The organism is Dinghuibacter sp., assembly GCF_035492835.1.
GTDB lineage: Bacteria > Bacteroidota > Bacteroidia > Chitinophagales > Chitinophagaceae > Dinghuibacter.
Window position 1 is genome coordinate 20,841 of record NZ_DATJIY010000212.1, and the last position, 11,639, is coordinate 32,479.

5 protein-coding genes and 1 pseudogene are annotated in these 11,639 nt (G+C 60.0%); 2 read left to right on the forward strand and 4 right to left on the reverse strand.

Features of this window, described 5'->3' with window-relative positions:
• Nucleotide 1 precedes the first annotated feature (1 nt).
• The 4 genes from VL547_RS19705 to VL547_RS19720 form a co-directional block, all read right to left on the reverse strand.
• A complete protein-coding gene (locus VL547_RS19705) occupies nucleotides 2-3,451 on the reverse strand; it encodes a carboxypeptidase-like regulatory domain-containing protein (protein ID WP_325581138.1) in 3,450 nt (1,149 codons plus the stop codon).
• 13 nt (nucleotides 3,452-3,464) lie between these two features.
• A complete protein-coding gene (locus VL547_RS19710; RefSeq protein WP_325581141.1) occupies nucleotides 3,465-4,385 on the reverse strand; it encodes a FecR family protein in 921 nt (306 codons plus the stop codon).
• 57 nt (nucleotides 4,386-4,442) lie between these two features.
• Nucleotides 4,443-5,018, reverse strand: a complete 576-nt coding sequence (locus VL547_RS19715; RefSeq protein ID WP_325581143.1) for an RNA polymerase sigma factor — start codon at nucleotides 5,016-5,018, stop codon at nucleotides 4,443-4,445.
• A 93-nt stretch (nucleotides 5,019-5,111) separates the two neighbouring features.
• The gene (locus VL547_RS19720; protein ID WP_325581145.1) at nucleotides 5,112-5,333 is read right to left on the reverse strand and encodes a hypothetical protein; all 222 of its coding nucleotides are present in this window, start codon (nucleotides 5,331-5,333) and stop codon (nucleotides 5,112-5,114) included.
• A 102-nt stretch (nucleotides 5,334-5,435) separates the two neighbouring features.
• Between VL547_RS19720 and VL547_RS19725 the strand changes: the two genes are divergently transcribed.
• Together VL547_RS19725 and VL547_RS19730 are read left to right on the forward strand one after the other, a co-directional pair.
• A complete protein-coding gene (locus VL547_RS19725; RefSeq protein ID WP_325581147.1) occupies nucleotides 5,436-10,316 on the forward strand; it encodes a translocation/assembly module TamB domain-containing protein in 4,881 nt (1,626 codons plus the stop codon).
• A pseudogene (locus VL547_RS19730) lies at nucleotides 10,306-11,639 on the forward strand (hypothetical protein); the annotation flags it as partial. The gene VL547_RS19725 and the pseudogene VL547_RS19730, both read left to right, overlap by 11 nt.

Below are 11,639 nucleotides of genomic sequence, written 5' to 3' on the forward strand. Positions count from 1 at the left end.
GTTAAAATATGTTGTAGGTTAAACCCAGTTCGTATTCGGTTCCCCGGTAGTATTCCTGGTGGAGATAGGTGATCCCGTGGTATTTGCCGTCATTGGCCGGGTCGGCATAGACCTGCTTGTAGGGCGGGTTCAGGATGTTCTTGGCGAATCCCTTTACCCGGAAGTGCTTGTTGAGCCGCTGGCTGAACACGAAGTCCAGCAGCGGGACCGGCCGGTCGTATATATCCGGTGAGCCGTCGAGCTGGACCTGAACCAGGCGTTCCCCGACGATGTTGAAGCTGGTCGTGAAACTGCTGCCCCAACGGGGGTTGTCGTAGTCCAGGTAGACGTTCGCCGAATAGGGCGCCTGCTCGAAGAGGGGGCTGGTCGTGGGGGAGCGGCGGTCGTTGATGCGGTCGGCGTCGAGCCGCTGCGGGTTCTTGACCACGACGCTTTGCGCCAGCATCAGGTTGGACCCAAAGGACAAATGTGTCAGGGGGGCCCACAGCGTGCCGAGGTCCTTCCGGGCCTCCAGTTCTATCCCATATACTTTGCCCTGGTTGGGGTCGTTCTGGAATTCCACGATGGGGAACTCAGGATACAGGGACTGGTTGCCCTGTGAATTGTAGATAAACACCTTGTTCAACTGGTGATCGATCAGCTTCCCGAAAACGGAAGCGGCAAATACCTCCCCGGGGCCCGTGAACCATTCCCACCGGAAGTCGGCGCTCCTGGTGAGCTGGTTCACCAGCGTAGGATTCCCGACGACGACGGCGAACTGGAAGGGGTCGAATTCGTAGATGTTGGTCAGCTCCCGCAGCTCCGGCCGCGCCAGCGAGGTCGAATACGCCAGGCGGAAGTTCATGTTCTTGTTGTATGTGTACGTCAGGTTGGCGGAATAGTATGGTTTAAACCCCGTGACCAGCTGGGTATTGGGCGTGGAAGTGGAAGGTCCCGTGATCGTCTGCGCATCGCCCGGTGTGGAGTTTATCGCCTGGATGTTGGCCAGGGGGTCGTACACGTTGGCGGTATCGACGTGGGCGTGGATGTTGGTCGACTCGAAGCGTACACCCCCGAGAAAACGCAGCCGGCGCGTGATATGGGCGTCTATCATTCCATAAAAGGCCTGGGTGCCGTAGTTGCCTTTATAGTTATCCGGGGATTTTTTAATCTGGTATAAAAAACCCCCTACCCGCGGTTGCCCTTCCTGGTCATAGCCGGCCGGTTGAAGACCGATGTTGTTATACGACACCAGCTCATTGAGGTTGCCGTGGACCTGGTTGAGCAGGCCGTCGTCGCCCCCCAGGTTCGTCCCGGGCAGCCCCAGGATATTTTCGGTAAAGGTCCGGTCCCTGTCCAGGTAGTTATAGCCGAACTTCAGGACTTGTTTCAGCCCGCCGACGTTGAAGGATTCGGTGACGTCCGCTTTGGCGTTGTAGTTGGCTTCGTCCAGCTCCCGGTATTTGCGGCCATTGGGATCGGCCCCGATCACACCGTTCGGCCCTATGCCGTGTACGCTGCCTACGATAAAGGCATAGGTATCGGAGGTGACGCCCACCCCCTGGGCGTCCTGGTATTGGGACACCCTGAGGTCCGCCAGGTCCGTGAACCGGAAGTCGGGGTCGTCTTCCGAGGACTTGGACGAGCTCAGGTTATAGCTGATCTGCGGCGCCACGGCACTGTTCCACAGCCGGTCCTCCCCCTGAAGGTTGATGGTATTGAATACGCGGAAGGATTGTTTGAGCTGGTTGACCTGGTCGTATACGGGAAACTGCAGCCCGGTATTCTGAAAGGAGCCGGTCAGGTTGCTGCCCTGTACTTCCGCGCCGCGGGTGGTGATGTATTGCAGCTGTATGCCGTGCAGGGAGCTGAACTGGTAGGTGAGCCCGGTCAGCAAGCCGTAGTTGAGGGTTTCGGTCCCGGAATTTTCCTGGAAGCCCAGGTATTTGCCCAGCCGGGGAAACTCCGGGGTGATAAAGCTAGGGATCGTGAGCGCGCTGTAGATGTCTGAGGACCCCGTCACCACGCCCTGGTACAGGCTGTATTGGTTCAGTACCGCGTGGTACCGGTCTTCCATGCGGTGGTAGTAGCTGCCGCTGATGACTACTCCCAGCTGATGATGGCCGAATACCTTAAAGGTGTTGCCGATCATGGCCGAGTAGATCTGGTTGGGCTGGGCCGGCTTATAGGACGTCGTCAGCACCGGGTCGAAGCCCAGCATGATCCCATTGATCCTGTTCGCCTCCGCCGTCGCCGCCTGGCTGTTCCGGCTTTCGATGAACAGCTGCTGGATCTGTTGGAGACCGCCCGGGTATTGCTGGCTGAGGTTCAGGAACGCAGGCGACAGGTCGTGGGTCTTGACGTTCTGTCCCAAAAAACCCATGTCCGAATTTTGAAACGAGTTGACGCTGCCCCCGAAGCCGATCGTGGAGTTCATCCCGCCCTGGGCCGTGAATTGTACGGTCAGGGAATCCGGTACGGATAGGGTCTTCAGTTCTATGACGCCGGCGGAAGCGTCGGCGGGATGGTCGGGGGAGAGTGTCTTATAGACCGTGACGTTATCGAGGAAAGCAGCGGGCACGAGGTCCAAAGGGACCGCGCTGCGGTCGGGATCGGAGGACGACAAACGCGCCCCGTTCAGCTCGGCGATGACGGCCCGGTCGCCCAGCCCCCGGATGGCGACGTACTTGTCATCCGTGATGGTGACGCCTGTGACGCGCGCCAGGGCCTGGGTGGTGGTGATGCTGGCCGTCTTTTCGATGTTCTTCGCGGAGATGCCGTCCGAGACGATGCCGCTGAGCCTACGCTCGTTGAGCAGGCTTACTTCGGTATTGACCTTGCGGCGGGCCTGGACGACGACCTCCGTCAGCTCCTTACCCTGGGTGCCCATGGATACCGCCAGGTCCGTACGACCGGCCGCCCGGATCTCTTTGCGCCCATAGCCGACGAAGGTGAAGATCAGCAGGGCATTTCCGTTTGGCGCCGTGATCCGGAAATGCCCCGAGGCATCGGTAACCGCCGCGGCCTTGTCACCCCGGATCTCCACGCTTACGCCCGCAAGCGGGGCGCCGGCAGGATCGGTGACCAGCCCGGTAACGTCCACCGGGCCCTGCGCCGCCGCGGCCTGGCCTTTTAAGCGGAAGCCGATGGAGCTGGGCATAATGGTGTACTCCAGCCCCGGCACTTTTTTGGCCAGCTCTTTCAAGGCATCGGACAGCGGCATCCGGTCCACGACAAAGGTATTGATGATCGTACCGGACAGGTCTTCGCTGACGTATACGAAGTGCACCTTCGATTGCCGGGAGAGCTCTTCCAGCACGCGGACCAGGGAGACTTTGGAGAGGTTTACGGATACCTTTTCCCCCAGCCCCGCCGGGGTCTGGGCGTGCAGCGCGGTGGACAAAAGAAAGAGCCACGACAGGCAAAAAAGGGTCCTTTGGGCGCGGTGCACCCAAGCGATACTTGTACGCATTATAATGTTTTAATTAACGGACTGACACGACACTATCCTGGATGGAGTAAGTCAAGTGGTTGATGTAAAGAATGCTGGCCAGTATTTCTTCAAATCCTTCGTTCTTGAACGTGATGGTGATCGGCTTCTGGCGGCCCCGGAGGAAACCGGCCTTCAGCGTATACCCATATTTATGACAAAGCCTTTTTAACGCGAGCTCCAGGGGCACGGACTGGAGGGTGAAGCCGCCCGATACCCAGCTGGCATACGCGGTGGCGTCCCCCGGCTGTACTTCGATGGCTTGTTTTTCTGTCGCCAGCGAGGCGATCTGACCGGGTCGGAGGATCGTCGGCGCGAAACGACCGTCCACCGACGATACCTGTACGCTCCCGCTGACGAGCGCGACCCGTTCCTGGTCTTCACCCGCATATGATTCCATATTGAACTCCGTACCCAATACCTTGGCGATGATGTCCCTCGACAATACACGGAAGGGATGCGCCGCGTCGGGAGCGACCTTAAAATATCCTTCGCCGTCCAGGGTGACCGCCCGGTCCGTCGCGAAGCCGGGCCGCCAGCGCAGCGTGGAGTGCGCGTTGAGCCATACTTTGGTGCCATCCGGCAACGTGAGGACCCTTGCCGTGGCAGTATCGTTGCTGATTTCGATTGCCCGGGCGCTCCACCACCAAAACGCGCCCGCCCCCGCCAATACACCTATTATGCAAGCCGCCGCCAACCAACGCACCGGCATCCGCCGGATGGGTGTTTCCGTCTGGCGGATGCCCGTCCAGATGGCGGCAGACAGTTTTGCCTCCAGGCCACCCTCGTCCGGGACCGCTGCCGGCACTTCGGGCAGGCTTTCGTACCAGCTGTGCAACAGCGCCACCTCCGGAGGTGTGCACTTTCCTTCGAGGTATTTTTTTAAGAGTCTTTGGGCCTTGCGGTGAGGAGTCATCAATCCTATAGTAACCGGATGCGCCCTTTGGTACTGTTCCTGAAAATGAACAAATCGTTAACGGTGCCTTATGAGGAGGATTATGAGGATCACGCCTTCCGCCAGCCGGTCCCGCAGCAGGGTGACGGCCCTGGAATAGGCGTTCTTCGCCGTTTGGGGCTTTATATTGAGGGCCGCGCCGATGTCGCGGAAGGAGTACGCGTGGTGGATGCGCAGGATGTAGACGTCCTTTATGCGGCCTGGCAGGCCGTCGACCGCTTTGGCCAGGGCGACTTCGCGGGCGTCCGGATCGTCAGGGCGCCCTTCGTGCGTATTTTCCAGGAACCGGCTCAGGGCTTTGAGCTGCTCGTTTTCCCGGCGGGTATTACGATAATAATTAAACACCTGGTTACGGACCGCGCCCTGCATATATTGGATCGCCGATTCCTTGATGTGGAGGGTCTCCCGTTGCAGCCACAGCTGGATGAAAATATCCTGCACGATGTCGAAGGCGGCCTGCTGGCTGTCGGTTCGGGCAAGCGCCGTACGATACAAGGTGGGCCAGTGTCTGCGGAAGAGCTCGTTAAAGGCTTCCACGTGGCCCAGCTGTACGCGCTCCCATAATTCCTCATCGGTGGATGGTAGGCCGCTCATGCAGTTAGGTTAAGGGCCTGAAAATTATCGAAAGGGCCAGAGCCTACAAGTTTATGTTATTGTTAAAGGCGCTGGTTGCCGGGTAGCCGGGCGTTATTTGCGGAGGCAAATCTCTTCGCGGGAATTGTCCCAGTGGGTCTTGGCCACGTCCTGGTCGCGGGTGCCGCGGTCGTAGTCCCAGAAGCGGGCCGCCGCGGAGGAACAATGATAGGTGATCTCGAAGTTATCGTGGTCTGTTGAATAAAGGGGGGCGCCACAGACCTTACACGCGCTATCGGGATGGAGTAGATCCTTTTGCCCATCTGCCGTTACCATATAAAACTGATTTTACAGGCGCAAATTTAGGCGAAAAAGCCCTGGTTGTGGTCCCTGTATTGTTAAGGCGGTACAAAAGTTGTACTTTTTAGACCGATGCCTATGACCGTCAAACGCCTGGTTAAGAAATCACTACGTATCGTGCTCTGGTTCCTCGGGGGGATCATCGTGCTGGTGATCGTGCTCCTGCTGCTAATACAGGTGCCTGCCGTACAGCAGTTCGCAAAACAAAAGGCGGTCAGTTACCTCCAACGCAAGCTTGGAACACCCGTTCGGTTAAACCGGTTGCGGATCATTTTCCCCAAACAGGTCGTCCTGGAAGGGATTTATGTCGAGGACCAGCACAGGGACACCCTGCTGGCGGGGTCTAAGGTCCAGGTGGACATTTCGATGTGGGGGCTGCTCCGGCATAAGATCGACGTCAGCTCGCTGTCGCTCGAGGGCATCCGGGCGAATGTGTACCGGCTGGGCCGGGATACCGTCTTCAACTATGACTATATCATCAAGGCTTTCGCGGGGGCGCCGGATACGACGACCCGGGCTGCCGATACAACGGGTGGGTTTTCGTTTGCCCTGGGCACGGTTCACCTGTCGAACATCGTAGCGACCTATAAGGACGACGCCACCGGCAACGAGGCGTACGTCGACCTCGGCGACTTTGTGACGCACATCGGCGAATTCGACTTGAAGCACCACCGGTTTTCGGTACCGGATATTACGCTCGGCGGGTTTACGGCGCGGGTACGGCAGTATAAACCCAGCGGGGTGTTGCCGCCGGCCGTGCCGGACACGTCGGCGTCCGCGGGCGGGGCTACGGCGGCGGCGCCTTCGATTTCGCTGGGCACGATTCACTTGAGCCGCATGCTGTTGGCTTACGCCAACGAGGTTTCGCGGATGCGCGCGGGCGTGAACCTCAAGGACCTCGCGGTGGCGACGGACAGCGTCGACCTGGCGCGCAACAGTTTTGCGTTTAAGACGATCCGCCTCGACAGCACACAGCTGACCTACGACAATGATACCCGGAAGCGCGTCGCCAAAGGCATGGATTATAACCATATGAAGGTCTCGGATTTGGTGCTGCAGGCGGATCGGGTCGGTTATGCACCGGAAGGCAGCCGGGTACTTGTCCGGAACATCGCCTTCCGCGAGCAAAGCGGGCTGACGCTTAAAAAGCTCGCGGGTGACATCGTCTACGGGTCGAAGCAATCCACCATCAAGGGGTTGGTCATCCAGACGGACCATTCGGAGATCCGCAACGAGACGGAAGCGCGGTATCCGTCGATCGATACGCTGGCAAAACACCTGGAGCTGTTGTATGTGGATACGCGGCTGGACCGGAGCACCATCGATGCCCGGGATGTGCTGTTGTTCGCGCCCACCCTGCCGCTGAAAGGCCCGGTCTATATCAACGGACAGGTCAAAGGACTCGTCTCCGATATGGACATCCCGGGCCTGGAGGTACGCGGGCTGCGCAAAACCGTGGTCGCGATAAAGGGGAACATCAAGGGGATGCCCAATGCCGCCAAGGCCTTTTATGATGTGGACCTGTTGCGGCTGGTCACGGACTCCGCGGACATCGTTTCGCTGGTCCCGGCCTCCGCGTTGCCGGCAACCCTGCACCTGCCGCGGGATCTCTCGGCGAAGGGGCGCTTCCGGGGGACGACCAACGCCTTCCAGGCGCTGCTGGATGCGGTCACCCCAAACGGCAACGCGCACGTGGAAGGGCGCATGAACCTGGCGGCTAAAAGTTATGACGCGCGCATCGCCACGCATTCCCTCGACCTCGGTTACCTGCTGGGTCAGTCCACGAACGTGGGTCGCCTGACGCTTCGGGCCGACGCCCGCGGGCAAGGTTTCTCCTACCCTACCCTGCAAACCGACCTGCACTTGTTGCTCGACAGCGGGATGATCCGCGGATATGACTACACCAGGCTGGGATTGACGGTGCACTTTGCCGATGGCGCGGGAATGGTGCATTCGGACATAGACGACCCGGCGATCAAATACAACCTGGACGCCTCGCTCAAAGGCAAAGGCCGATACCCGGCTTTACAATTGACGCTGCAGCTGGACACGCTCGACGCGACGGCGCTCCATTTGGTGAAGGATACGCTGCGCGCCAGCGCGTTGCTCCGCGCGGACTTCGCCAGCACCAACCCGGACAGCCTCCAGGGCAACCTGGACCTGCTCCACGGGATCGTGTTCAATGGCGCGCGGTACCTGCACGCGGACAGCATCGCGCTGGTGGCGACGCACCCGTTGGACAGTCAATACATACATTTTTATTCCGAACCGGCGGTGCTGGACCTGAACGGGCGCTACAAGCTCACACAGCTGCCGCTGGCGCTGGAATCCACGATCAACCACTACTACGCCATCCCGGGGTTTAAGGATACTGTTTTTGCGGAGCAGAATTGGGACCTGCACGCGCGCATCACGCCCACGCCCTTGTTGCTGACGTTTGTGCCCGACTTACAGGGATCGGATACGATCGGGCTGCACTCGACGTTCCACAGCGCGGCGCACGACTGGCGCCTGTCGCTGGCGACGCCGCACCTGCGCTATGGGGCCGATACGGTCTACCGGTTCGACCTGGAGTCAGCGACGGCCGCCGCCGCTTTGAATTACCGGCTATCGGTGGGGCACGCGTCCGTTGGCGGTTTCCGGTTGCACCAGGCGACCGTCGGCGGGCACGTGGCGGATAACGCGCTGTTCTCATCGGTCACGCTAAAGGACGCGGGGGGGAAGGATTGGTACCGCGTCGCGGTGAAGGCCCGGCAGGACAGCGGGTACACGATCTCCCTGGACCCGGATAGCCTGCTCCTCAACCACAACGTCTGGACGGTGAGCCGGGACAACTATATTCACTATGACTCCAGCGGGATCGTCGCGCACGACGTGCGGCTCAGCTATAAGGACCAGTCGATGACCATCAACAGCCTGCAGCCAACGCCGCAGGCGCCGTTGGAGGTGGCGTTCAGCCATTTTCAGCTGGCGACGCTGACCAACGCGGCGGGGCAGGATTCGGTGATCGCGGATGGGACGCTGGATGGGAAGGCGGATGTGCGCAACGTGACGAAGGGACCGGTGTTTACCTCGGACCTGACGGTTACGAACCTCGCGGTCAAATCGGATACGCTGGGGAACCTCGCACTCAAGGTCAACAACGAAGTGGCCAATACCTATGCGGCGGATGTGACGCTGAAGGGCAAGGCAACGGACCTGTCGCTGACCGGGAAGTACATGACGGCCACCGGGAGCGACACGGCGGGGAGCATGGACCTGGCGCTGCGCCTGAACGCCTTCGACCTGCGCGCGGTGCAACCCTTTGCGGCCGGGCAGCTGGACGACATCCGGGGACAGCTCAAGGGCAACATGCACATTACGGGTACGCCTGCCAAGTTTGTGCCGGACGGGCACCTGCACTTCGAGGACGCGGTCATCACGCCGCACATTACCGGGGAGCCGCTGTTGCTCTCGCGGGATTCGATCGAATTCGACAACACGGGTTTTAACTTCAGCATGTTCGCGCTGCAGGACTCGGCGAAGAATAAGGCCACCATTGACGGGAACGTATACACGACCGACTACCGGACGATGCGTTTTGACCTGACGTTCAACGCAACCAATTTTCGCGCGGTCAACGCGACCGCCGGGCCCGACCGTCTGTTCTATGGAAAGATGAACATCGATGCCGCGGTCAACCTGGAAGGCGACATGACAGCGCCCAAAATGGACGGCGACCTGCGGATCAACAAGCAAACCGACTTTACATTCGTCCTGCCGGAGTCCGACCCGGAAGTGGTCAATCGGGTGGGCGTGGTGCGCTTCGTGGACAGGGACCACCCGGGGGATACGATCCTGACCAAGGTTCAGCTGGACTCGCTGACGCGGACGGCCCCCGTGACCGGGCTCAACATGAGCGCCAACATCGAGACCGACAGCTCCGCCAGTTTCACGATGGTCATCGACCAGCGCAACGGGGACGCGCTCAGGATCAGGGGGCGGTCGCACCTGAACTTCGGGATGGACCCCAGTGGAAAGACGACGCTCACGGGCGCCTACGAGATCGAGTCGGGGTCCTACAACCTCACCCTCCAGCTGCTCAAACGCACCTTCCTGTTGCAACGCGGGAGCACGATCACCTGGACGGGCGATCCCACGCTGGCCATCATCAACCTCATCGCGGACTACCCGATCAATACGGCGCCCATCGACCTCGTGGAAAACGAGATCGCCGGCCGCTCCCAAACCGACGTCAACAAGTTCAAGCAAAAACTGCCGTTTACGGTGGCGCTCAAAATGACGGGCGAGCTCCTGAAGCCGGTGATCACCTTCGACGTCACGCTGCCTTCCAGCCTGTCGCTGCAATGGCCGGACGTGGAGACCAAGCTGCAACAGCTCCGCAACGACCCCTCGGAGCTGAACAAACAGGTCTTCGCGTTGCTGCTGCTGGGCCGCTTTGTGGGGGAAAACCCGCTCGAAAGCGGGGCCGGGGGTACCAGCGCCGCGCAGATGGCCTTCCAGAGCGCGAGCCAGCTGCTGGCCAGCCAGCTCAACGACCTCGCGGCAAGCCTGATCAAGGGCGTGGACGTGAACTTCGCGCTGAACAACACGCAGGACTACTCCACGGGCCAGGAAGTCGACCAGACCGACCTGGCGGTGACGGTCTCCAAAAGCCTTTTCAACGACCGCGTCAAGGTCAACGTGGGGAGCGACTTTGAACTGGCGGGCGCCTACCCGGGGCAGAACGCGTCCAACATCGCGGGAGACCTGTCGGTGGATTACCAGCTGACCAAGGACGGCCGCTACATGGTCCGGGCCTACCGCAAGAACCAGTACCAGGTGGTCGTCGAAGGACAGGTAATCGAAACGGGTGTGAGCTTTATCCTGACACTCGATTATAATAAATTCCGCGAGATATTCGGGAAATACATACAGGAGAAACTGGAAGAAAGGAAGCGCAAAAAGAATGCAAAATAGCCGCCGTTTTACGATCGTGGGCGCACTCGCGCTACTGTTGCTCGCCTCGGCCTGCAACTACACCAAGCACCTTGGCAAGGGCCAATTCCTCTATGAGAAACCCAAGGTCGACGTAAAGTCCACCGGCAACGTCACCAAGACCCAGCGGAAGGCGCTCTCCGACGACCTCCCCACCCTCTTGCGCCCCGCGCCCAACGCCAGCATCCTGGGCTGGAAATACAAGCTCTGGATTTATTACCTCGCGGGGACGCCCAAAAAGAACAAGGGACTCAGACACTGGCTCAAATACAAGGTGGGCGAGCCACCGGTGCTGGCGAGCACCGCCATCGCCACCAAGAACCGCGAGGTCCTGCAAAACCGGCTGGCCAACAAGGGGTACTTTTTTGACACGGTTATTTTGAACAGCGACATCAAGAAAAAAACCTGGACCGACCATTACACCGCGGAGGTCACGCAGCCGTACACCTACCGGAGCATCCGCTATCCCGGGGCGACTACGGTGGCGGGGGGCGCGCGCAAAGACAGCGTCCCGGGCGGGGGCAAGACAGACACGCTGGCGTTGGGTCCCGGGGACACCCTGGTCGCCGACATCGGTAAGCTGGCACGCCGTTCTTTCCTCAAAAAGGGAGGCCAGTACGACCTGGACGTCGTCAAGGCCGAGCGCACGCGTATCGACGACCGGCTCAAGCAAAAGGGCTTTTATTATTTCGGTCCCGACTACCTGATGCTGGACGCCGACACCACCGTCGGCAACCGCCAGATCGACGCCACGTTGCGCCTCATTCCCACCACGCCCGAAAAGGCCCGGGACATTTACCGCATCCACGACGTCGTCGTCTTTGCCGACTATGACATCAATACCGATACCTCCGACCGCAAGGACCTGGTCAACTTCCAGGGTTATAAAATCCTCGACACCGCGCACATGTTCCGGCCGGTGATGTTTAGCCGCAACCTGGTTTTCAAACCCGGTGACGTGTACAACCGGAACGACCACAACCTGTCGTTGAACCGGTTGATCACGCTGGGGGTCTACAAGTTCGTCAAGGCGCGTTTTGAAGAGACCGACACCGCGGGGCCCCACCAGCTGAATGCCTTTTACTACCTCACGCCCATGCCCAAGAAATCCATCCAGTTCCAGGTCACCGGGCTGACGCGATCGGACAATACCACCGGCGGCCAGGTGTCCGTCACCTGGAAGAACCGCAACCTTTTCCGCGGGGCGGAGCTGCTCACCGTCGGCGTATCCGCCGGTCTCGACGAGCAGTTCCTCGGCGCGGGGCAACAGGTCAGCACGCGGACCTTCGGGGCCAATGCGGACCT